Origin of the sequence: Streptomyces amakusaensis (assembly GCF_039532665.1) — a bacterium.
In the GTDB taxonomy this organism is placed as follows: domain Bacteria; phylum Actinomycetota; class Actinomycetes; order Streptomycetales; family Streptomycetaceae; genus Streptomyces; species Streptomyces amakusaensis.
This window is the reverse complement of record NZ_BAAASB010000035.1, coordinates 9080-34392: the sequence shown is the minus strand read 5'-3', so window position 1 is coordinate 34392 and position 25313 is coordinate 9080. Positions and strand designations below refer to the sequence as shown.

At 75.0% G+C, this 25313-nt stretch carries 8 protein-coding genes; all 8 read left to right on the top strand.

Features of this window, described 5'->3' with window-relative positions; genetic code table 11:
• Nucleotides 1–9 precede the first annotated feature (9 nt).
• The 8 genes from ABD371_RS34440 to ABD371_RS34405 all read left to right on the top strand — a co-directional run bounded on the left by ABD371_RS34440 (nt 10) and on the right by ABD371_RS34405 (nt 25250).
• The gene (locus ABD371_RS34440) at nt 10–879 is read left to right on the top strand and encodes an ABC transporter ATP-binding protein (RefSeq protein WP_344486244.1); all 870 of its coding nucleotides are present in this window, start codon (nt 10–12) and stop codon (nt 877–879) included.
• Nucleotides 880–1131: 252 nt separating this feature from the next.
• Nucleotides 1132–1302 (top strand): hypothetical protein, encoded by a 171-nt coding sequence (locus ABD371_RS34435; RefSeq protein ID WP_344486241.1) that lies wholly within the window; start codon nt 1132–1134, stop codon nt 1300–1302.
• A gap of 157 nt (nt 1303–1459) precedes the next feature.
• Nucleotides 1460–2854, top strand: coding sequence for a salicylate synthase (locus tag ABD371_RS34430; RefSeq protein WP_344486238.1), 1395 nt, complete (start codon nt 1460–1462; stop codon nt 2852–2854).
• On the top strand, nt 2851–6423 hold the full coding sequence (locus ABD371_RS34425) for a non-ribosomal peptide synthetase (protein ID WP_344486233.1): 3573 nt from the start codon (nt 2851–2853) through the stop codon (nt 6421–6423). Before ABD371_RS34430 ends, ABD371_RS34425 begins: the two co-directional genes overlap by 4 nt.
• The gene (locus tag ABD371_RS34420; protein WP_344486230.1) at nt 6420–8084 is read left to right on the top strand and encodes a (2,3-dihydroxybenzoyl)adenylate synthase; all 1665 of its coding nucleotides are present in this window, start codon (nt 6420–6422) and stop codon (nt 8082–8084) included. The genes ABD371_RS34425 and ABD371_RS34420 overlap by 4 nt, the downstream gene beginning before the upstream one ends.
• A 122-nt stretch (nt 8085–8206) precedes the next feature.
• Nucleotides 8207–12976, top strand: coding sequence for an amino acid adenylation domain-containing protein (locus tag ABD371_RS34415; protein WP_344486227.1), 4770 nt, complete (start codon nt 8207–8209; stop codon nt 12974–12976).
• Nucleotides 12973–17673 (top strand): amino acid adenylation domain-containing protein, encoded by a 4701-nt coding sequence (locus tag ABD371_RS34410; RefSeq protein ID WP_344486224.1) that lies wholly within the window; start codon nt 12973–12975, stop codon nt 17671–17673. The genes ABD371_RS34415 and ABD371_RS34410 overlap by 4 nt, the downstream gene beginning before the upstream one ends.
• Nucleotides 17670–25250 carry a non-ribosomal peptide synthetase gene (locus ABD371_RS34405; RefSeq protein ID WP_344486221.1) on the top strand — a complete coding sequence of 2527 codons (7581 nt, stop codon included), beginning with the start codon at nt 17670–17672 and terminating at the stop codon, nt 25248–25250. Before ABD371_RS34410 ends, ABD371_RS34405 begins: the two co-directional genes overlap by 4 nt.
• Nucleotides 25251–25313: the final 63 nt, after the last annotated feature.

The following is a 25313-nucleotide window of genomic DNA, read 5'->3' as shown; positions in this document are numbered from 1 at the left end:
GGGAACGACATGAGCGACTCCGCGCACGGTGTCCGGCTCCAGGGCGAGGGCCTCACCCTGGCCTATGACGAGCGGGTGGTGGCCAGCGCCCTGGACGTCCGCATCCCGGACGGCTCCTTCACGGTGATCGTCGGGCCGAACGCCTGCGGCAAGTCCACCCTGCTCAAAGCCCTGTCCCGGATGATCAAACCGAGGGCGGGGACGGTCCGGCTGGACTCCGCGCCGATCTCCTCCTACTCCGCGAAGGAGGTGGCGCGGCGGCTCGGACTGCTGCCGCAGACCTCCACCGCCCCCGGCGGCATCACCGTGGGCGACCTGGTGGCGCGCGGGCGCTATCCGCATCAGCGGATGCTCCGTCAGTGGTCCGCCGAGGACGAGCGCGCGGTCGTCGAGGCCATGGAGATGACCGGCGTCCTGGAGCTGGCCGACCGGTTCGTCGAGGAACTCTCCGGCGGACAGCGCCAGCGGGTCTGGCTCGCCATGGTCCTCGCCCAGCGGACCGGGGTGCTGCTGCTGGACGAGCCCACCACCTTCCTCGACCTCGCGCACCAGGTCGAGGTGCTCGACCTCTGCTGGGACCTGCACCGGGGGCAGGGGCACACCCTGGTCCTGGTCCTCCACGACCTCAATCAGGCATGCCGCTACGCCACCCATCTGATCGTGATGAAGGACGGCAGGATCGCGGCCCAGGGGGACCCCTCGAAGATCATCACCGCCGAGCTGGTGGAGGAGGTCTTCGGGCTCGCCTGCCGGATCATCCCCGACCCGGAGGTGGGCACTCCGCTGGTGGTCCCCCTCGCCAGGCCCGACGACCCCCGGCGGCTGGGCGCGTCCTCCTCCTCCGGGCTGCTCGCCGCCGACGGCGCGCGGCGGAGCTGAGCCGGGCCGGGCCGTGCCGTGCCCGTCGTACGGAGGGACGGACTCCCGTCCGTCCCCCCATTCCCCCGCCAACTGCGGTAATTGTGCCGGGTTCCTTATGCGGAAGATCATTAATTACCCTTCCAACAGGGGCATTTGGGATGGGTGGCAGTGGTGCGCGCGGAAGGGATTAGGTTAGACTTACCTAAGTATCCGTGTGAGCGGATCATGGCACGGGAACCCCAGGCCGACGACGTAAGGATCAACTCGTCCATGACGACGAATCCCTTTGACGACGACAGCGGAACCTTCTACGCCCCGGTCAACCATGAAGGCACTCGCTCCTCGTGCCCGGAGCACATCGAACGGCAGCGGACCGACCTGCGTCCGCAGAGCCTCACGCGCCGGATGGAGCGGGACGCCCGGGCCCCCGCGCCCCGCTGACCCGTCGCACCCGTTCGCGCACAACCCCCCTCATCAGCAGGTGCGAACCTGCCTCTGAGCCGTCCAGGACCTGAATCTGTCACGGCGCACTCTGTGCTGCCAGAAGAGGACTTCCCATGCGGACCACGGAGCACCTTCAGCATGCAGTGAGCGTGCGGTGACCACACTTTCCGATCGCTCTGGCTATCGATCCACCACCGCGGGCGCACTCGGCGACCCCCTCGCGGTCGCCGCCTCCCTGGCCGGGGCCTCCACCGCGCCCCATGTGCTCTACGAGCGCGCGGGCCAGTGGTCCTTCGGGGCCGGCGCCGCCTACGAACTGCTGCTGTACCCGGACCGGATCGAGGTGCGGGACGACTTCGGCGCCCGCACCCTGCCGACCGGCCCCGCCCCCCTCCAGCAGATAGCCGACCTCCTCGCCGCCTGCCCGCTGCCCGGGTGGCGCGCCTACGGCTGGGCCGGGTTCGAGCTGGCGTACTTCCTGCACGGCCTGCCCCAGCTGGCCGGCCCGGAACCGCTGCTGCATCTCATCGTCCCCGAGACCGAGGTCCGCTGGCAGGACGGCGAGGCCACACTGCGCGCCCTGGACCCCGGGGCCCTGCCCGCGCTGGCCGAGCGGCTCGCCGGGGAACCCGCCCCGGCCGCCGGCGCGCCGCTCGACCTCGACGAGGGCGAACTCGGCGAGGAGTACCGCAAGGCCGTCGCCGCCGCCGTCGAGGACATCCGGGCGCGACAGCTCCAGAAGGTCATCCTCTCCCGGGTCGTCCCGGTGCCCCAGGAGATCGACCTCGCCGCCACCTATCTGCTGGGCCGCCGGGGCAACACCCCCGCCCGCTCCTTCCTGCTGGACCTCGGAGTCCACCGGGCGGCCGGATTCAGCCCGGAGACCGTCGTCGAGGTCGACGCCCACGGCCTGATCTCCACCCAGCCACTGGCCGGCACCCGGGCCCTGACCGGCGACCCGGCGGCCGACCACGACCGCCACGAAGAACTCCTCGCCGACCCCAAGGAGATCTTCGAGCACGCGATATCGGTCAAGGCCGCCTGCGAAGAGCTGTACACGATGTCCGAGCGCGGCTCCGTCACCGTGGACGAGTTCATGAACGTACGCAGACGGGGCAGCGTCCAGCACCTCGCCTCCCGGGTCGGCGCACGCCTCGCCCCCGGCCGCAACGCCTGGCACGCGCTGGCCGCGCTCTTCCCCGCGGTCACGGCCTCCGGCCTCCCCAAGACCGCCGCCTGCACCGCGATCCACCGGTACGAGAGCGCCCCCCGGGGCCTGTACAGCGGCGCGGTCCTCACCGCCGACGCGGACGGCTCCCTCGACGCCGCCCTCGTCCTGCGGACCGTCTTCCAGCGCGACGGCCGCACCTGGCTGCGCGCCGGGGCCGGCATCGTCGAACACTCCACTCCCGAGCGCGAGTTCGAGGAGACCTGCGAGAAGCTCCGGAGCACCAGCAGATTCCTCGTACCCCGCACGCGGTCCGACGCCGGCAGCCCCGAAGGGCCCCGCGACCCGCGCAACCGCGACTTCGGAGCGACAGAGCGATGACCTCACACGAACCGACCCCCGAGGCGCTGCGCCGGACGATCGCCGAACTCGTCGACGAGGAACCCGGGGCGATCGACGAGAACGCCAACCTCTTCGCGCTGGGACTCGGCTCCATCGCGGTGATGCGCCTGATCGGCGGATGGCGGCGCGGCGGCCTCATGGTGAACTTCGCCGAACTCGCCGAGAACCCCACGCTCGCGGCCTGGACCGGGCTGCTCACCACCCGTACCCCCGAAACGCCCGCCGCCCCCGAGCACGGCGACAGCGACAGCGACGGCGACAGGCCCGGCGATGACGAAGACGGCGAGTTCCCCCTCGCCGTGATGCAGCACGCCTACTGGATCGGCCGCACCGACGGACAGCGGCTCGGCGGCGTCGCCGCGCACCTCTACACCGAGTTCGACACCGCCCCGGGCGGCGGCGTCGACCCGGCGGCCTTACGCACCGCGCTGGAACGGCTGGTGGAGCGCCACGCGATGCTCCGCGCCCGCTTCACCGACGACGGACGCCAGCGGGTCGAGGCCCGCTCCGGCTGGCGCGGGCTGACCGTGCACGACCTGCGCGGGCTCGACGGACCCGCCCTCGAACGGCGGCTCGAAGACATCCGGCAGACCCTCTCCCACCAACTGCTCGGCATCGACCGGGGCGAGGTCTTCTCCACCGCGCTCAGCCTGCTCCCCGGCGACCGCACCCGTCTCCACCTCGATGTGGACATGGTCGCGGCCGACGCGGTCAGCTACCGGCTCCTCCTCGCCGACCTCGCGCGTCTGCACACCGAGCCGGACACCGAACTGCCCGCCATCGACTACAGCTACCGGCAGTACCGCGCCGCCCGCCCCGACAGCCGCGCCGAAGCCGCGCGGACGGCCGCCGACTACTGGCGGGAGCGGCTGCCCCACCTCCCCGGCGCGCCCGAACTCCCCCTGGCCCCCGAGCCGGACCGGACGGCCGCCGCCCGTGTCACCCGCCGGCACTTCGTCCTCGGCCCCGAGGCGCGCGGCCGGCTCACCGAAGCCGCCAGGCGGCGCGGACTGACCCCGGCGATGACCGTGGCGACCGCCTTCGCCGAGGTCATAGGGGCCTGGTCGGCCACCCCCCGGTTCCTGCTCAATGTGCCGCTGTTCGACCGCGAGCCGCTCCACCCGCACATCGACCGGATCATCGGCGACTTCACCGGCTCCGTCCTCCTCGACGTGGACCTCACCGAGCCGCTGCCCTTCGCCGACCGCGCCCGCGCGATCCAGACCCGGATGCACGCCGACATGGCCCACGCCGACCACTCCGGCGTCGAGGTGCTGCGCGACCTCACCCGGCGGGCCGGTGAACAGGTGCTGGCCCCCGTGGTGTTCACCAGCGCCCTCAACCTCGGCGAACTCTTCCACCCCACCGTGCGCGCCGCCTTCGGCGACCCGGTGTGGATCGTCTCCCAGGGCCCCCAGGTGCTGCTCGACGCCCAGATCACCGAACTCGGCGGCGGTCTGCTGGTCAACTGGGACATCCGCGAGGACGAACTGGCCCCCGGTACGGCCGAGGCCATGTTCGGCGCCTTCGAACGGCTGGTGCACCGGCTCGCCGAGGACGGCCCCGCCTGGGACCTGCCCGTCGACGGGCTGCCGCCCGCGGCGCAGCCGGCGGCCCGCGCCCGCGCCAACGACACCGGGCGGCCCCGCCGCGACCGCCCGCTCCACCAGGACTTCTTCACCCTGGCCCGGCGGAATCCGCACGCCCCCGCGCTGCTCTGGGGCGACGACGGCACGATGACCTACGGCGACCTCGCCGACCGCGCCCTGCGGGTCGCGGCGGCGCTCGTCGCCCGGGGAGTGCGCCCCGGCGACCCCGTCGGAGTGACCCTCCCCAAGGGACCGGGCCAGGCCGTCGCCGTCCTCGGAGTGCTGGCCGCCGGCGGCTCCTACACACCGATCGGGGTGGACCAGCCGCCCGCCCGCGCCGCCCGCATCACCGGGACCGCGGGGCTCTCCGTCACCGTCACCGCGGGCCACCCGGACCCGGACGCGGCCGAGGACTCCGGGCGCGCCCTGCCGCTGCCCGCCGCGCTCCAGGTACCGCCGCTGCCCGCCCCGGTCTCCGGCGGCGCGGGGGAGTCCGGGGACGGGACGGACGGCGATCCGGAGCGCCCCGCGTATCTGCTGTTCACCTCAGGGTCCACCGGCGAGCCCAAGGGCGTCGACGTGCCGCACCGGGCCGTCGTGAACACCCTCGACGACCTCGCCGAGCGCTACTCGCTGGGCCCGGACGACCGCACCCTCGCCCTCTCCGCCCTCGACTTCGACATGTCGGTCTTCGATCTCTTCGCCCCGCTCTCCACCGGCGGCGCGGTCGTCCTCCCCGACCAGGACGACCGCCGCGACGCCGCGCGCTGGGCCGAACTGGCCCGCCGCCACCGCGTCACGGTCCTCAACTGCGTACCCGCGCTGCTGGACATGCTGCTCACCGGAACGAACCACCCCGGCGACAGCCTGCGGCTGGTCCTGCTCGGGGGCGACCGGGTCGCCCCCGAGCTGCCCGGACGGCTCGCCGCGAAGGTCCCCGGCTGCCGGTTCGTCGCCCTGGGCGGCACCACCGAGACCGCCATCCACTCCACCGTCCGCGAGGTGGACGGGGTGCCGCCGCACTGGCACTGCGTCCCCTACGGGACGCCCCTGCGCAATGTCGTCTGCCGGGTGGTGGACCACCTCGGCCGGGACTGCCCCGACTGGGTGCCCGGCGAGCTGTGGATCGGCGGCGACGGCGTCGCCCTCGGCTACCGGGGCGACCCCGTGCGTACCGCCGACCGCTTCGTCGAGCACCTGGGCCGGCGCTGGTACCGCACCGGTGACCAGGCCCGCTGGACGCCCGTCGACGGCATCGAATTCCTGGGCCGCCGCGACCACCAGGTGAAGATCCGGGGCTTCCGGGTCGAACTGGGCGAGGTGGAGGCAGCGCTCACCGCCGACCCCCGGGTCCGCTCCGCCGTCGCCCTCGCCGCGGGCACCCCGGCCGCCCTCACGGCGGCCGTCGTCCCGGCCGGACCGCACGGCGCGTCCGACACCACCTCCGAAGCCCTCCGCGAAGCCCTCCGCGACCGGCTCCCGCCGCACATGGTGCCCGACCGGATCACCGTCCTGGACGCCCTCCCGCTCACCGCCAACGGCAAGACCGACCGCGCCGCGCTCGCCGCGCTGACGGCCCGGCAGAGCCCGGGCCCCACCCGTACCCCGCCGGGCACCCCGCTGGAGCGGGCCGTCGCCCACATCTGGCAGCAGACCCTCGGCGTCAAGGACGTCGCGGCCGACGAGGAACTCTTCGCCCTCGGCGGCGACTCGGTGCGCGCCACGGGGATCATCGCCCGGCTGAGGGAGGCCCTGGACGCCCCCCAGGCCTCCGTGCGGATGCTCTTCGCCGCCCCCACCGTCGCCGGACTGGCCCGCGCGCTGGCCGCCGCCCACCCCGACCCGGGCCGGCTGGAGCGGGTCGCCCAGCTCTTCCTCGACATCGAGGCGCTGAGCGACGACGAGGTCGTCACCCGGCTCGACGCCGCCCGCCTCCCCGGTCAGGAGGACGGCCGGTGACCTCCGTACCCTCAGCACCCGAGGGAACTCCAGGGCCCGCGAGCCTCCCCGACGGACCCGCCTTCACCCCCTGGCCCGCCGAGGACGCCCGCCGCTACCGCGACCTCGGCCACTGGCGCGGCACCGCCCTCGGCGAGCTGCCGCGCGCCTGGGCCGCCCGCTCCGGCGACCGCACGGCCCTGGTCTCCGGGGACCGGCGTCTCAGCTACACCGAACTGGACCGCCGCGCCGACACCCTCGCCGCCGGACTCCTCGCCCTCGGCATCGCCCCCGGTGACCGGGTCCTGGTCCAGCTCCCCAACAGCGCCGACTTCGCCGTGCTGCTGTTCGCGCTGGCCCGCTGCGCGGCGATCCCCGTCCTCACCCTCCCGGCGCACCGGCGCTCCGAGATCGCCCATCTGGCCGCGCTCTCCGAGGCCGTCGCCTACGTCGTACCCGACCGGCACGCGGGCTTCGACCACCGCGCGCTCGCCGCCGAGGTCGCCGAACGCGTCCCCACCCTGCGGCACATCCTGGTCGCCGGGGACCCCGGACCCTTCACCGCGCTCGACGGGGTGAGCGCCGAACCGGGCCCGCTGCCCACCGCGGACCCCTCGGCCCCCGCCGTCCTGCTGGTCTCCGGCGGCACCACCGGCAAACCCAAACTCATCCCCCGTACCCACGACGACTACGCCTACAACGCCCGCGCCAGCGCCGAGGTCTGCCGGCTGGGCCCGGCCGACGTCTATCTGGCCGCCCTCCCCGCCGCCCACAACTTCCCGCTGGCCTGCCCGGGACTCCTCGGCATCTGGAGCGCGGGCGGCACCGCCGTGATGGCCCCCGCCCCCAGCCCCGACGTCGCCTTCCCCCTCATCGAACGCGAGGGCGTCACGGTCACCGCCCTGGTGCCGCCGATGGCCCGGCTGTGGACGGAGTACGCCGAGTGGTCCCCGGAGGACCTCTCCTCGCTGCGGCTCCTCCAGGTGGGCGGCGCACGGCTCGACCCCGATCTCGCCCGCCGGATCCCGCCCGCCCTCGGCTGCTCCCTGCAACAGGTCTTCGGCATGGCCGAGGGACTCCTCAGCTACACCCGGCCCGAGGACGGCCCGGAGACCGTCGCCACCACCCAGGGCCGCCCCCTCTCCCCGCAGGACGAGGTGCGCGTACTCGACCGGGACGGAGCCCCGGTGGCGGACGGGACCGTGGGGGAGCTGTGGGCCAGGGGCCCGTACACCCTGCGTGGCTACTACCGGGCGGCCCGGCACAACGCCGGAGCGTTCTCCCCGGACGGCTTCTTCCGCACCGGGGACCTGGTCCGCCGGCTGCCGACCGGACACCTCGTGGTCGAGGGCCGGGCCAAGGACGTCGTCAACCGGGGCGGCGAGAACGTCTCCGCCTCGGAGCTGGAGGAACATCTCCTCGCCCATCCGGGCATCGCCCAGGCCGCGGTGGTCCCCCTGCCCGACGAGACCCTCGGCGAGCTGGTCTGCGCCGTGGTCACCGCGGCCCCCGGCGCCGAACGGCCCCGGATCAAGGAGGTCAAGGCCCATCTCGCCGACCGGGGCCTGGCCGATTTCATGCACCCCGACCGGCTCGTGGTGCTCGACACCCTCCCGCTCACCGCCGTCGGCAAGATCAGTAAGCGCGACCTGGTCGCCCGGCTCACCGACGAAGCCGGCTGACGCGCGACAGCGCCGACCCGCACACGCATACGCACACACAGACACAGACACAGACACGTACGCCGACTCACCACGCCGGACCCGCTGACAGCCAGACCCGTGCCCATGGAAGGCGAACCCCCGTGACAACTGACGGTGCCCGGACGGAACCAGGCGCGGCCGAGCGCCGGCGCGAACTGCTGCGCCTGGCCAAGGCCCGCGAGAACCTCACCGCGGACCCCACCCCGCCGCCCGCCCCCGCGACGCCCCACGGGGACCTGCCCCTCTCATCCGGCCAGCGCCGCATGTGGTCGATCCAGCAGCTGCACCCCGAGAGCACCGCCTACAACGTGCTGATCGCCCTGGACCTCCAGGGACCGCTGGAAGGACCCGTCCTCGGCGAGGCCCTCGTCCGGCTCACCCGGCGGCACGACATCCTGCGCACCACCTACCACACGGGCCCCGATGGCACCCCCGTCCAGCGGGTCAACGCCGAACTCCCCGTCCCCTTCGACATCGTGGACCTCCGCGACCTCGCCGAACCCGAGGCCGCCGAGCGCACCCGGCACGCGGCCCGCGCCGCCGCCGAACACGTCTTCGACCTGAGCGGCCGGCCCCCGCTGCTGCTGCGGCTCATCCGCACCGGCGAACACACCAGCGTCCTGGTCCTGGTGGCCCACCACATCGCCTGGGACGACAGCACCTCCGCCGTCTTCTTCGGCGAACTGATGGAGAACTACACCGGCCTCCTCACCGGCGCGGAGCCGGCGCGCGGCCCCGCCCTCCAATTCGCCGAGGCCGCCGCCCCCGACCGGCCCGCCGAACCCCGGCCCGAGGGCCTGGCCCACTGGCGCGAGACCCTCGCCGCCCCGCCGGCCCCCATCGACCTGCCCCGCCTCAGCGGCGGCAGCGGCGGCACCGGACGCCCCGGCGACGACCAGGCCCACCGGCTCCGGCCGGGCACCGGCCGCAGGCTGCGCGAGTTCGCCCGCGCCGAGGGCGCGTCCCCCTTCATGGTGCTGCTCGCCGCGGTCAACGCCGTGGTCCACCGCTACACCGGGGCGCAGGACTTCCTCATCGGCGCGCCCGTCGTCAACCGCGACTTCCCCCGCGCCGAGGAAGTCGTCGGCTACCTCGGCAACACCCTCGCCCTGCGCGCCGACGTCCGGCCCGGCGACACCTTCACCCAGCTCGTCGCCAAGGCCCGCGCCCGCTGCGTCGCCGCGTACGAGAACCAGGACATCGAACTCGAACACGTCACCAGGGAAGTCGACCCCCAGCGCCGCCGGGGCGAACAGGGCCTGTTCAACCTGGTCCTCTCCCTCCGCAGCACCGTGCTCGACCCGTTCACCGCCGCCGGGCTCACGGCTTCCCGCCACCACCTCTACAACGGCAGCGCCCGCTTCGATCTGACCCTCGCCGCCGAACTCCTCGGCGACGAGGTGGGCGTCGAGGCCAACCACTGGGCCGACGACGGGGCCGCCGCCATGGCGCGCGGACTCCTCCACCACCTCGACACCCTGCTCAACGCCGCGCTGGAGAGCCCCGACACCCCCATCAGCGCCCTGGAACTGCTCACCCCCCGGGAACACGCCAGGATCGCCGCGGCGGCGGCCGGCCCCACCCCCGAACTGCCCGGCGCGCTGCTGCCGGAACTCTTCCAGGCCCAGGTGCGGCGCACCCCGGACGCCACCGCCCTGCTCTCCCCGGCCGGCGCGATCGGCTACGCCGAGCTGAACGCCCGCGCCAACCGCCTCGCCCGGCACCTCACCGGCCTGGGCATCGGCCCGGAGGACCTGGTGGCGCTCGCCGTCCCCCGCTCGCACGACACCGTCGTCGCCGCGCTGGCCGTCCTCAAGGCGGGCGCGGCCTATGTGCCCGTCGACCCCGGCTATCCGCCGGACCGGGTCCGCTTCATGCTCACCGACTCCGCGCCCGCGCTGCTGATCACCACGGTCCCCGCCGACTCCCGGCTGCCCCGCGACACGGGCCCGGACCGGCTGCCGCTGGACGCCCCGGAGACCGTCGCCCTCCTCGCCGCCCACCGCGACGACGACCTCACCGACGCCGAGCGGACCACCCCCCTCGACCCGGACCACCCGGCGTACGTCATCTACACCTCAGGATCCACCGGCACCCCCAAGGGCGTCGTCGTCGCCCACCGCGCGCTCGCCGCCCATCTCGACTGGGCCGGCCGCATGTTCACCGGACTGGCCGGACACACCCTGATGCACTCCTCCGTCTCCTTCGACTTCTCGGTGACCCCGATGTACGGGCCACTGCTCCGGGGCGGCGTGCTCGAACTCTGCGAGGACACCCTCGACGGCCTGACCGCCGCCGCCGGCCGGGCCAGCTTCATCAAGATCACCCCCAGCCATCTCCCGCTGCTGCCCGCCGTCCGGTTCTCCGAGACGGGGGAGCGCACCCTCGTCATCGCGGGCGAGGCGCTGCGCGGCGAGGCCCTCGCCGGCTGGCGGCCCCCGGCCGGCGGAACCGTCGAGGTCATCAACGAGTACGGACCGACCGAGACCACGGTCGGCTGCCTCATCCACAGCCTCGGCACCGCCCACGACACCCCGCCGGGCCCGGTCCCCGTCGGCCGCCCGGTGCCCCACACCTCCGCCCATGTCCTGGACACCGCCCTGCGCCCGGTCCCCGACGGCGTCATCGGCGAGCTGTACGTCGGCGGACGCCAGCTCGCCCGCGGCTATCTGGGCCGCCCCGCCCTCACCGCGGCCCGCTTCGTCGCCGACCCCTTCGGCGAACCCGCCGCCCGGCTCTACCGCACCGGCGACCTCGTACGCCGCCGCCCCGACGGCACCCTGGACTTCGTCGGCCGCACCGACGACCAGGTCAAGATCCGGGGCTTCCGCGTCGAACTCGGCGAGGTCGAGGCCGCCGTCGCCGCCTTCCCCGGCGTCGCCAGGGCCGCCGTCGCCGCCCACCACGACGGCCCCGGCGGGGCCTATCTCGCCGCCTACGCCGTCCCCGCCGCCCCCGGCTCCGTCGACGTCGCCGCACTCCGCGACCACCTCGCCGCCCGGCTCCCCGAACACTCCGTCCCCGCCGCCACCGTGCTGCTCGACGCGCTCCCGCTCTCCCCCTCGGGCAAGACCGACCGCCGCGCCCTGCCCGCACCCGACTTCACCAGCGCCGCACCCGTCCGCGAACCGGGCACCGAGGCCGAACGCACCCTGTGCGCCCTCTTCGCCGAACTCCTCGGCGTCGAGAACGTCGGTGTCGACGACTCGTTCTTCGAACTCGGCGGCGACAGCATCGTCAGCATCTCCCTGGTCAGCCGCGCCCGCGCGGCAGGCCTCGCCCTCTCGCCCGGCGACGTCTTCGCCCACCGCACCCCCGCCGCCCTGGCCGCCGCGGTCGCCGACGCCGACGGGCTCGGCGGTACGGAAGAGCCCGCCGCCGCACCGGCGGACGACGGCTCGGGCACCGCAGGCCCCACCCCCGTCATGCGCGCCTTCGCCGCCCGCCCCGGCGGACTGCTGCCCCGCCACCACATGTCCGCACTGCTCGACGTGCCCGGCGACCTCACGGCGGACGAGCTGACCGCCGTGCTCCAAGCCCTGCTCGACCACCACGGAGCCCTGCGCTCCCGCCTCGAACCCGGCCCGCTCCTCACCGCCCCGGCCCCCGGCTCCGTACCCGCGAAACCCCTGCTGCGCCGCGTCGCCACCGAAGGCCTCACCGACGCCGAACGCACCGCGCTCACCGACCGGGAGCACACCGCCGCACTCGGCCGCCTCGACCCGGGCGCGGGAACCATGGTCCAGGCCCTCTGGCTCGACGGCGGCCCGGCCGGCGGACAGCTCCGCCTCCTCGTCCACCACCTCGCCGTCGACGGCGTCTCCTGGCGGATCATCACCGAAGACCTCGCCACCGCCTGGCGCGCCGTCCGCGCGGGCGAGCGGCCCCGGCTGCCGGAGGTACGCACCACCCTGCGCCAGTGGACCGGCGGACTTGCCGAAGCGGCGCACCACCCCGACCGCACCGCCCAGCTGGAGACCTGGCGGGCCGTCCTGGACGGCCCCGACCCGGTGCTCGGCACCCGCAGGCCCGACCCGGCCCGCGACCTGTGGTCCACCGTGGACACCGTCACCGTCACCGTGCCCCCCGAGACCACCGGCGCGCTGCTGACCACCGTGCCCGCCGCCTACTTCGCCGGCGTCGAGGACATCCTCCTCACCGCGCTCGGCCTCGCCGTCGCCGCCTGGCGGCGCGAGAGGGGCGTCCACGAGCCCACCGCCGTCGTCACCCTGGAGGGACACGGCCGCGAGCAGAACGTCGTCCCCGGGGCCGACCTCACCCGTACCGTCGGCTGGTTCACCAGCCAGTACCCGGTCCGCCTGGACACCGCCGGACTCGACCTCGACGAAGCGCTCGACGGCGGACCCGCCGCCGGAACCGCCGTCAAACGCATCAAGGAACACCTGCGCTCACTGCCCGACCGGGGTCTCGGGTACGGACTGCTGCGCCATCTCAACGACACCGCGGCCGGCACGCTCGCCGCCCACCCCGAACCCCAGATCGGCTTCAACTACCTCGGCCGCTTCGACACCACGGCCCGCGAGAAGGGCCAGGACTGGACCCTGGGCGCGGGCGGCCTCACCGCCGCCTCCGACCCCGGCATGCCCGCCCCCGTCGCCGTCGTCGTCAACGCCCTCACCGAGGACGGCCCCGAGGGCCCCCGGCTCACCGCCCACTGGACCTTCCCCACCGGTGTGCTCACCGCCGAGGAGACCACCGCCCTCGCCGACTGGTGGCGGCGCGCCCTCACCGCCCTCACCACCCACGCCCGGCGGCCCGACGCGGGCGGGCGCACCCCCTCCGACCTCTCCCTGGTCTCCCTGGACCAGAGCCAGCTCGACGCCCTGGAATCGAGGTGGCGCACCGCATGAGCACCCGATCCCCGATCGAGGACGTCCTGCCCCTGAGCCCGCTCCAGGAGGGGCTGCTCTTCCACTCCGTCTACGACGAGACCGGCATCGACGTCTACACCGCCCAGCTCCTCGTGGACCTGACCGGACCGCTCGACCCCGGCCGGCTGCGCCGCGCCGCCGAGGCGCTGGTCCGCCGGCACCCCACGCTCCGCTCCGGCTTCGTCCGCGACACCGGCTCCTCCCCGGTGCAAGTGGTGCTCCGCGAGGTCACCGTCCCCTGGCGGCACACCGATCTGACGCACCTGGACGAGCCCGCCCGCGCCGCCGAGCTGACCCGGCTGGTCGAGGCCGACCGGATCCGCCGCTTCGACCTGGAACAGCCGCCGCTGATCCGCTTCCTGGTCATCACCACCGGACCGGAACACCACCGGCTGGTGATGACCAACCACCACATCGCGCTCGACGGCTGGTCCACCCCGCTGCTGATGCGCGACCTGTTCGCCCTCTACGCGGCCGACGGCGACCCCTCCGGCCTGCCCGCCGCCCGGCCCCACCGCGACTTCCTGGCCTGGCTCGCCCGACAGGACCGCGAAGCGGCCCTCGCCGCCTGGCGCACCGCCCTCGACGGCGTCGAGGAACCCACCCTGGTCGCCCCCGGCGACCCCGCCGGGAGCCCCCGGCTGCCCGGACAGGTCACCGCACGGCTGTCCGGCGAACTCACCGACCGGCTCACCGCGCTCGCCCGCGGCCACGGCATCACCCTCAACACCGTGGTCCAGACCGGCTGGGGCATCCTCCTCAACCGGCTGACCGGCCGCCGCGACGTGCTCTTCGGAGCCACCGTCTCCGGCCGCTCCCCGCTGCTCCCCGGCGTCGAGACCATCGTCGGACTGCTCATCAACACCCTGCCGGTACGGATACGCCTCGACCCCGCCGAGACCGTCTCCCGGCTGCTCACCCGCGTCCAGGCGGAGCAGGCCGCCCTCGTCGACCACCAGCACATCGGACTCGCCGAACTCCAGCGCACGGTCGGCGCGGGCGAACTCTTCGACACCCTGACCGTCTTCGAGTCCTTCCCCTTCGACGCCGACGCCATCACCACCGCCCAGCGCGGCGCGGGACTCACCGCCGCCTCCACCACCCGGCCCATCGCCACCCACTACCCGCTCACCCTCATGGTCGAGCCCGGCCCCACCGGACTGGGGCTCACCCTCAAACACCGGCCCGACGTCTACGACGGGCCGCGGGCGCGCACCCTCCTGGACCGCTTCCGGCGCATCCTCGCGGCGATCGCCGACGACCCAGGGGCCCGCACCGCACGGGTCGACGTCCTCACCCCCGGCGAACGCCGCGCCCTGCTGGCACCCGCACCCGCACCCGCCGCTTCGGCACCGGCCTCCGGCGCGACCCTGCCCGCGCTCTTCGAGGAGCAGGCCGCCCGCACCCCCGACCGGGTCGCCGTCGTCCACGGCGAGGACCGCCTCACGTACCGCGAACTCAACACCCGGGCCAACCGGCTGGCCCACCGGCTGATCGCCCTCGGCGCGGGCCCCGAACAGCTGGTCGCCCTCGCCCTGCCCCGCTCCCCGGAGCTGGTCGTCGCCGTGCTCGCGGTCCTCAAGACCGGAGCCGGCTATCTCCCCGTCGACCCCGAGTACCCCGGCGACCGCATCCGGCTGCTCCTCACCGACGCCCGCCCCGCCGCCCTGCTCACCGTCCGCGACACCCCCGCCGCCACGACCCTCGGCACCCTCGCCGGGACCGCCCCGCCCACGCTCCGGCTGGACGACCCGGCGACCCTCGCCGACCTCGCCCGGCAGCCGGACACGGACCCGGCCGACGCCGACCGCCGCACCCCCCTCGACCCCGACCACCCGGCCTACGCCATCTACACCTCCGGGTCCACCGGCACCCCCAAGGGCGTCCTGATCCCGCACCGCAACGTCGTCCGGCTCTTCGCCGCCACCGCCGCCCTGATCGAGCCCGGCCCCGACGACGTCTGGACCCTCTTCCACTCCTACGCCTTCGACTTCTCCGTGTGGGAGATCTGGGGCCCGCTGCTGCACGGCGGGCGGCTCGTGGTCGTCCCCACCGCGACCAGCCGCTCTCCCGAGGAGTTCCTCGCCCTCCTCGACGAGCAGCGGGTCACCGTCCTCAACCAGACGCCGTCCGCCTTCCACCAGCTCGCCGCCGCCGTGCGCGAACGCGGCACCCCCACCGCCACCCTGCGCGCCGTCGTCTTCGGCGGCGAGGCCCTGCAACCGCCCCGCCTCGCCGACTGGTACGCCGACCACCCGGCCGGCGGCCCCCGTCTGATCAACATGTACGGCATCACCGAGACCACCGTGCACGCCACCCAGCAGCCGCTGACCCCCGCCATGACCGCCACCGCCACCAGCCCCATCGGACACGCGCTGCCGGGGCTGACGATCCATCTCCTCACCCCCGAACTGGACCTCGCCCCGCCCGGCGTCATCGGCGAGCTGTACATCGGCGGCCCCCAGCTCGCCCGCGGCTATCTGGGACTGCCCGCGCTGACCGCCGCCCGCTTCGTCGCCAGCCCCTTCACCCCCGGCGAACGCCTCTACCGCACCGGCGACCTCGCCCGGCGCGCCGCCGACGGCACCCTGGAATTCGCGGGCCGCGCCGACGACCAGGTGAAGATCCGGGGCTTCAGGATCGAACCCGGCGAGGTCGAGGCCGCCGTGGCGACCCACCCCGGGGTCTCCCGCTGTGTGGTGCTCGCCCGCTCCGACGGCCCCGGCGGCACCCGTCTCCTCGCCTACGCGGCCACCGCCACAACCACGCCGCCCACCGCCGCCGAACTGCGCGCCCACACCGCCGACCGGCTGCCCCCGCACATGGTGCCCGCCTCCTTCACCGTCCTCGACACCCTCCCGCTCACCCCCCACGGCAAGGTCGACCACCGCGCGCTGCCCGCCCCCGACACCGCGGGCACCACCGGGGCCCGCCCGCCCGCCGGACCCGCCGAGACCACCCTGTGCGCACTCTTCGCCGAACTCCTGCGCCTGGACCGGACCGGCCCCGACGACTCCTTCTTCGCACTCGGCGGCGACAGCATCCTCGCCATCGGACTGGTCTCCCGGGCCCGCGCCGCCGGCCTCCCCCTCACCCCCCGCGACGTCTTCACCCACCGCACCCCGGCCGCCCTGGCCCGCGCCGCCGAACAGGCCGCCCGGTCGGCCGGGGCCCCCGCCGAGGACGAGGGCACCGGAGAGATCGGCCCCACCCCCATCACCGCCTGGCTCCGGAGCATCGACGGCCCCACCGACGGACTCTCCCAGTCCGCCACCCTCCCCGTACCGCCCGGCACCACCGGGGAGCAGATCACCACCGCCCTCCAGACCCTCATCGACCACCACGACGCGCTGCGGCTGATCGCGGAGCACACCGAAGGCGCCGAAGGCCCCTGGACCCTGCGGGTCCGGCCCGCCGCCACCGTCCCCGCCGCACCCCTGACCCACCGGGCGGACCTCGCCGGACAGAGCCCACGACAGCTGTACGAGAGCGCCCGCGACCGCGCCGGGGCGGCCCGCGCCCGCCTCGCACCCGGCACCGGGCACATCCTCGCCGTCGACTGGCTCGACGCGGGCCCGGACCGCCCCGGACTCCTCCTGCTCGTCCTGCACCACCTCGCCGTCGACGGCGTCTCCTGGCGGATCCTGCTCCCCGACCTCACCGCCGCCCTCGAAGCCGCCGCCCGGGGCACCGCGCCGGAACTGCCCGCCGTGACCACCTCGCCGCGCCGCTGGGCCCGGCTCCTCGGCGAAGAGGCCCGCCACCCCCGGCGCACCGCCGAACTCCCGCTGTGGACCGAGATCCTCACCGACCCCGGCCCACTGCTCCGGGGCCGCCGCCCCGACCCCGCGCACGACACCCAGGGGAGCGCCGGACGCCTCGAACTCCAGCTGCCCGCCCACCGCACCGAACCCCTGCTCGGCCGCGTCCCCGCGCTCTTCCACGCGGGCGTCCAGGACATCCTCCTCGCCGCGCTCGCCCTCGCCCTCGCCCAATGGCCCCAGGGCGGCCGGCCCGCCGTCGTCGACGTCGAGAGCCACGGCCGGCACGAACACCTCTTCCCCGGCACGGACCTCTCCCGCACCGTCGGCTGGTTCACCGCCGTGCACCCCGTACGGCTCACCACCGAACCCCTCACCCCCCAGCAGATCCTCGACGACCCCGCCGCCCTGGGACGCGCGGTCAAGGACGTCAAGGAGCAGCTGCGCGCCATCCCCGGCGACGGACTCGGCCACGGCCTGCTCCGCCGGCTCAACCCCGAGACCGCGCCGGTCCTCGCCGCGCTCCCCGAACCGCTGCTGGGCTTCAACTACCTCGGCCGGTTCGCCGCGCCCGAGGAGGGCGACACCGCGGGCGGACCGGTGGGCGGCGGCGCGGACCCGGCCATGCCGCTCGGCCACGCCGTCGAGGTCAACGCCGCCACCTGGGACACCCCGGCGGGACCGCGCCTCACCGCCCGCTGGACCTGGGCCCCCAGCCTGCTCACCGAGGAGCAGGCCCGCGCCCTCGCCACCGCCTGGTTCACCGTCCTCGAAGCCCTCGCCGACACCGCCGACCTGCCGGGCGCGGGCGGGCGCACCCCCTCGGACCTGTCCCTGATCGACCTCTCCCAGGACGACATCGACGCGCTGGAAGCAGAGTTCGAGGACCCCGACACCGACAGGATGCCGTCATGAGCCAGCAGTCCCGCATCGAGGACGTCCTGCCCCTCACCCCGCTCCAGGAGGGCATGCTCTTCCACACCCAGCTCGACGACGGACAGGGCCCCGACGTCTACACCGTCCGCCTCGGCGTCGAACTGGCCGGCCCCGTGGACCCCGCGGCCCTGCGCCGCGCCGGACAGGCACTGCTGGAGCGCCACCCCAACCTCAGATCCGCCTTCCGCACCAACGCCCAGGGCCGCCCGATGGCCGTCGTGCTCCGCCGCGTCGAACTCCCCTGGACCGAGCACGACCTCTCCGCCCTCGACGAACGGGAGAAGCCCACCGCCCTCGCCCGGCTGGCCGACGAGGAGCGCTCCCGCCGCTTCGACGTCCGCAAGCCGCCCCTGCTCCGCATGGCGCTGATCCGGCTGGGCGCCGACCGCTTCCGGCTCGCCCTCACCTTCCACCACGTCCTGCTCGACGGCTGGTCCTCCCCCCTGGTCCTGCGCGAACTGCTCACCCTCTACGCCACCGGCCAGGACCCCCGGACCCTGCCCGCCGTCACCCCCTACCGCGACTACCTCGCCTGGCTCGCCGCCCAGGACCGGCGGGCCACCGCCGCCGCCTGGGACGAGGCGCTCGCCGGACTGGAGGAGCCCACCCTGCTCGCCGGGCCCGCGCCCGCCCGCACCCCGGTCCTCCCGCACCGCGTCGACCTCACCACCCCGCCCCGCCTCGCGGCCGCCCTGCACACCCTCGCCCGCGGCAGGGGAGTGACCACCAGCACGCTCGTCCAGGCCGCCTGGGGCCTGCTGCTGGCCCGCCGCACCGGCCGCACCGACGTCGTCTTCGGCACCGCGGTATCCGGCCGCCCGCCCGAGCTCCCCGGCGTCGAGAACATGGTCGGACTCTTCATCAACACCGTCCCCGTACGCGTCCGGCTCGACCCCGCCGAAACCCTCGGCGACCTGCTCGAACGCCTCCAGGACGAACAGTCACGGCTGCTCGGCCACCAGTACCCGGGCCTGGCCGAGATCCAGCGCTCCGCCGAAACCCCCGACACCGGCGACCTCTTCGACACCCTCGCCATCGTCGAGAACTACCCGCCGCCCGCCACCGGCGAGACCCTCGGCGGCCTGCGCGTCACCGGACTCGACGGCGAGGACGCCACCCACTACCCGCTCACCCTCACCGCCCTACCCGACCGCGACACCCCCGGCGGCCTCACCCTCACCCTCGACCACCGGCCCGACACCTTCGACCACGACCACGTGGCACTCCTCGGCGAACAGCTGCTGCGCGTACTCGAACAGCTCGCCACCGACCCCGAACTCCCCACCGCCCGCTGCGAGGCCCTCGCCCCCGCCGAACTCACCCACCTGCTGGACGGCTGGCGCGGCGAGCGGGCCCCACTGCCCGAACAGACCCTGCCCCAGCTGTTCCAGGCCCAGGCCGCCGCCACCCCGCACGCCCAGGCCCTCGTCCACGAGGGCGGCACCCTCAGCTACGCCGAGCTCAACGAGCGCGCCAACCGGCTCGCCCGGGTCCTCACCGGGCTCGGCATCGGCCCCGAACGCGTCGTCGCCCTGGCCCTGCCCCGCTCGGCCGAACTCGTCACCGCGATCCTCGCCGTGCACAAGGCCGGAGCCGCCTATCTGCCCATCGACCCCGACTACCCGCCCGAGCGCGTCGCCCTCATGCTCGACGACGCCCGGCCCGCCCTTCTGCTCACCCCGCCCGGCCCGGCCCCCGCCCACCCGGAACACCCCGCCACCCCCCGCCTCGCCGTCGGCCCCGACACCGGCCACGACCAGCCGGGCCACGACCTCCTCCCCGCGGAGCTGGGCGCCCCCCTCGACCCGCGCCACCCGGCGTACGTCATCTACACCTCGGGCTCCACCGGCCGCCCCAAGGGCGTCACCGTCCCCCACCGGGGCATCGTCAACCGGCTCCGCTGGACCCAGCACGCGTACGGACTCCGCCCGGACGACCGCGTCCTCCAGAAAACCCCCTCCAGCTTCGACGTCTCCGTCTGGGAATTCCTCTGGCCCCTCGTCACCGGCGCGACCCTGGTCCTCGCCCGCCCCCAGGGCCACAAGGACCCCGCCTACCTCGCCGCACTCATCCGCGACGAAGCCGTCACCACCGTCCACTTCGTCCCCTCCATGCTCGACGCCTTCCTCCGGGAACCGGCGGCGGCCCACTGCGGCACCCTGCGCCGCCTGCTCTGCAGCGGCGAGGCCCTCCGCCGCGAGACCGCCGACCGCTGCCACCGGGTACTGGGCCTCAGCCCGCACAACCTCTACGGACCCACCGAGGCATCCGTCGACGTCACCGCCTGGCCCCACGACCCCGACGCCCCGCCCGCCGCGACCGTGCCCATCGGACGCCCCGTGCACAACACCCGCGTCTACGTCCTCGACCCCGCGCTGCGCCCGGTGCCGCCCGGCGTCCCCGGCGAACTCCACCTCGCCGGGGACCAGCTGGCCCGCGGCTACCTCGGCCGCGCGACGGCCACCGCCGAACGCTTCGTCGCCGACCCCTTCGGCGAGCCCGGCACCCGGATGTACCGCACCGGCGACCTGGTCCGCTCCGACGCCGACGGAGTCCTGGAGTTCATCGGACGCACCGACGACCAGATCAAGATCCGGGGCTTCCGGATCGAACCCGGCGAGGCCGAGGCCGCCCTGACCGGAGCCCCGGGCACCGCCCGCGTCTGCGTCGTCGCCCGCGAGGACCGCCCCGGCGACCCCCGCCTCGTCGCCTACGCCGTACCCGCGCCCGGCGCCGAAGCCGGCGCCCTGGACCTCGAAGCCCTGCGCGCCCACGCCGCCCGGACCCTGCCCGAACACCTGGTCCCCGCCGACTTCGTGGAACTGCCCGCCCTGCCGCTCACCCCCAGCGGCAAACTCGACCGCCGCGCCCTGCCCGCCCCCGGCCACCGCCCCGACCCGGCGGGCCGCACCCCCCGCACCCCTCGCGAAGAACAGCTCTGCACCCTCTTCGCCGACGTCCTCGGCCTGCCCGCCACCGGCCCCGACGACCACTTCTTCCGGCTCGGCGGCCACTCCCTGCTCGCCACCCGGCTGGTCAGCCGCATCCGCACCGAACTCGCCACCGAACTGCCCCTGCGCGCCGTGTTCGACGCCCCCACCCCCGCCCGGCTCGCCCTCCTCCTGGACGGCGGCCCCACCGCCCGGCCCGCCCTGCGCCCCGCCGTCCGCCCGGCGGCCGTGCCGCTCTCCTTCGCCCAGCGGAGGATGTGGTTCCTGGACAGCCTCGACCCCGAAGGCACCACCTACAACATCCCCTGGGCCTGGCGGCTGGCCGGACCCGTCGACCCCGCGGCGCTGACCGCCGCCCTCGGCGACCTCACCGACCGCCACGAGGCCCTGCGCACCGTACTCCCCGCCGAGGACGGCGTCCCCCGCCAGCGGGTCCTGCCCCCGGGCGAGGCCCGCCCCGAACTGCGCACCGAGAACACCACCCCCGCACAGCTGCCCGCCCGGCTCGCCGCCGCAGCCGCCCACCGCTTCGCCCTCGACCGCGACACCCCCCTGCGCGCCCATCTGCTGACCCTCGCCCCCGACGACCACGTCCTGGTCCTCCTCGTGCACCACACCGCCGCCGACGGCTGGTCCCGGGGACCGCTGCTGCGCGACCTCGACACCGCCTACACCGCCCGCCGCGCCGGAGCGCCCCCCGCCTGGCGGCCACTGCCCGTCCAGTACGCCGACCACACCCTGTGGCAGCGCGAACTCCTCGGCGACGAGGACGACCCGCGGAGCCTGGGCCGCCGCCAGGAGACCTACTGGACCACCGCGCTGGCCGGCCTGCCCGAGGAACTCCCCCTCCCCGCCGACCGGCCCCGCCCGGCCACCGCGAGCCACCGGGCCGACTCCGTCCCCTTCACCGTCACACCCTCGCTCCACCGCGCCCTGCGCACCCTCGCCGAACGCTGCGACGCCAGCGTGTTCATGGTCTTCCAGGCCGCGCTCGCCACCCTGCTCACCCGCCTCGGCGGCGGCACCGACATCCCCCTGGGCACCCCCGTCGCGGGCCGCGACGACGAAGCCCTCACCGACCTGGTCGGCTCCTTCACCAACACCCTCGTCCTGCGCACCGACACCTCCGGCGACCCCGGCTTCCTCGAACTCCTGCGCAGGGTCAGAGACACCGACCTCGCCGCCTACGCCCACCAGGAACTCCCCTTCGAGCGTCTGGTCGACCTCCTCAACCCGGCCCGCTCACTCTCCCGCCACCCGCTCTTCCAGGTCATGCTGGCGCACCAGGTCGCCCCGCCCGCCCGCCCCACCCTGCTCTCCGTGCCCGCCGCCCAGCACGACACCGGACTGCGCACCGCCAAATTCGACCTCGCCCTCGACCTCACCGAACACCCCGGGGCCGACGGCGTCACCGGCCGCGTCGACTACCGGCTCGACCTCTTCGACCCGCCCACCGTCCAGACCCTGGCCGAACGGCTCATCAGGGTCCTCGAAACAGCCGCCGCCGCCCCCGAACGGCCGCTCAGCCGGATCGACGTCCTCTCCCCGGACGAACGGACACGCATCCTCGGCCCCTGGAGCGGCTCCCCCTCCACCCACCCGCCCGTCACCCTCGTCGACGCCTTCGAGGAACAGGCCCGGCTGCGCCCCGACGCGGTGGCGGTGGTCCTGGAGACCGACGAGGTCACCTACGCCGAACTCGACGCCCGCGCCAACCGGCTCGCCCGGCTGCTGCTCGCGCGGGGCGCCGGCCCGGAACGGATCGTCGCCCTCGCCCTGCCCCGCTCGATCGACACCGTCGTCGCCCAGCTCGCCGTGGTCAAGGCGGGCAGCGCCTACCTCCCCCTGGACATCGACTACCCCGCCGAGCGGATCGCCCTGATGCTGGCGGACTCCGCACCCGCCGTCATCGTCACCGCCGGCGACCCGGTACCCGGCCTCCCCGACTCCCACCCGGCCGCCCAGCCGCTCCGCCTCGACGACCCGTCCACCGCCGCCGCTGCCGCCGGACTGAGCGACACCCCGCTCACCGACGCCGAACGCGGCGGCCCCCTCACCCCCGACAGCGCCGCCTACCTCGTCTACACCTCGGGCTCGACCGGCCGCCCCAAGGGTGTCCTGCTCACTCACGCCGGAGTCGCCGGACTCATCTCCACCCAGCGGGAACGCTTCGGCGTCGGCCCCGACACCAGAGTCCTCCAATTCGCCTCGCCCGCCTTCGACGTGGCCTTCTGGGACCAGTGCCTCGCCCTGTGCTCCGGCGGCCGGCTGATCGTGGTCCCCGCCGAGCGGCGGGTCGCGGGCCCCGAGCTGACGGAGTACGCCGTCGAGCACGGAGCCACCTTCATGATCCTGCCCCCGGCCCTGCTGGAGGCGCTGCCCCCCGAGTGCGCACTCCCCGAGGACTCCGTCCTGCTGGCCGGCACCGAACGCGTATCGCCCCAGCTGGTCACCCGCTGGGGAACCGGCCGGCGGCTCTTCAACGCCTACGGGCCCACCGAGGCCACCGTCAACTCCACCCTGGGCGAGTGCGACCCGCTGGAGTACGCGGCCACCGCACCCGGATCGGTGCCCATCGGCATTCCCGACCCCGGCACCCGCGCCCACATCCTCGACGCCGCGCTGCGCCCGGTGCCGCCCTCGGTCCCCGGCGAGCTGTACCTCGGCGGCGCGGGGCTGGCCCGCGGCTATCTGGGCCGTGCCGCGCTGACCTCCCAGCGGTTCGTGGCCGACCCCTTCGGCCCTCCCGGGGCCCGGCTCTACCGCACCGGCGACGTGGTGCGCTGGCGGCCGGACGGCCGGATCGACTTCGTCGGCCGCAGCGACGACCAGGTCAAGATCCGGGGCTTCCGGATCGAACTCGGCGAGGTCGAGGCCTCCCTGACCGCCCACCCGGACGTGGTGTCGGCCGCCGCGACGGTCCGCGACGATCTGCCCGGCGGCGGACGGCTGGTGGCGTACGCGGTGCCCGTACGGGGGCGCGCACCGGACCCGGAGGAGCTGCGGGACGCGCTCGCGGCCGTGCTGCCCGCGCCCATGGTGCCCTCGGTCGTGGTGATCCTCGACGCGCTCCCGGTCACCGGGAGCGGGAAGCTGGACCGCGCGGCACTGCCCCGGCCCGACCGGCGGAGCCCGGCGGTCGAGGCCCGGCCGTCCGATCCCCTCCAGAAGGCCCTGGCGGAACTCTTCGCCGAACTCCTGGGCCTGGAAGGGGTGGGCGCGCACGAGGACTTCTTCGCGCTCGGCGGCCACTCCCTGCTGGTACCGCGCTTCCTCGCCCGGGTCCGTACCGAGCTGGGGGCGGAGCTGGCCACCAGGGCCTTCTTCGACGGCCCCACGGTCGCCGCCCTCGCGTCGGTGATCACCACCAGCGCCGCCGGGACGTCCGGCCGCGACGACGACGAGAAGGAGAGTGACGCCGTGGCGACGGCCGACCCGCAGGCGGAGATGGCGCTGGACGCCCGACTCGACCCGTCCCTGAGGCTGCCCGCCGCAGCCGCCCCGCCGGCCGACCGGCCGGCCGAGATCCTGCTCACGGGGGCGACCGGATTCGTCGGGGCGTTCCTCCTCGAAACCCTCCTGGAGCGCACCGACGCCCGGGTGCACTGCCTGATCCGGGCCGAGGACGACGAGCGGGCCGGGGAGCGGCTGCGCGAGACACTGGAACGCTTCGGGGTGAAGGCCCCCTCGCCGGACCGGGTGACACCGATCGCCGGCGATCTGGCCAGTCCCGGCCTCGGACTGGGCGAAGCCGCCCATCGCGCGCTCGCCGCGCGGATCGACACCGTCTTCCACAACGCCGCCTCGATCAGCCTGCTCCGGGGCTACTCGGGGCTGCGCGGGGGCAATGTCCTGGGCACCGCCGAGATGGTGCGCTTCTCGGTGACCGGCCGGCTCAAGCGGCTGCACCACACCTCGACGCTGTCGGTGATCCCCCGGCTGGAGACCGGGCTGCCCCGCTGGCCCGAGGAGGAGGAGCTGCCGGACCTCGAAGGCCCCGGCAACGGCTATGTTCTCAGCAAGCGCGCCGCCGAGGCGCTGGTGGCTGCCGCCGGGCGGCTCGGCGTCCCGACGACCGTGCACCGGCTCGCCCGGGTGACCGGGCACAGCAGGACCGGCGTGTGGACCGCCGACGACTTCCTCGGCCGTCTCCTCGTCGGCTCGCTGCGGGTGGGCCTGCTGCCCAGCCACGGCCCGGCCGAACTGTGGACCCCGGTGGACCAGGTGGCGCAGGGGATGGTCCATCTCGCGCTGCGGCCCGAGTCGCGGGGCGGGGTCTTCCACCACGCCGACACCCCGCCGATCACCATGGCCGAGCTGGGGGAGTGGATGGCCGCCTGCGGCCGGCCCGTCGGGCTGGCGGAACCCGCCCGGTGGGCGGAGGCCCTGGCGGCGGACCCCGGCAATCCGGTCGGCCCGTTCCTGCCCCAGCTGCGCGGCCAGGCACCGAGGCCGGCCGCCGTCTGGTCGCCCGAGCCCTTCCGCACCGACCGGCTGCGCGCCGGGCTGGCCGGCTCCGGCCTGGAGCGGCCCGAGCCCGGCCCCGGGCTGCTCGCCGGCTATCTCCGCTTCTTCGAGTCCCAGGGGCTGCTGCCGCCGAAGTGAGCCCGCGTGATTACCCGGCGCGCCCCGCCCGGCCGGCTTCCGGGCGGGGCGCACCGGCTAGGG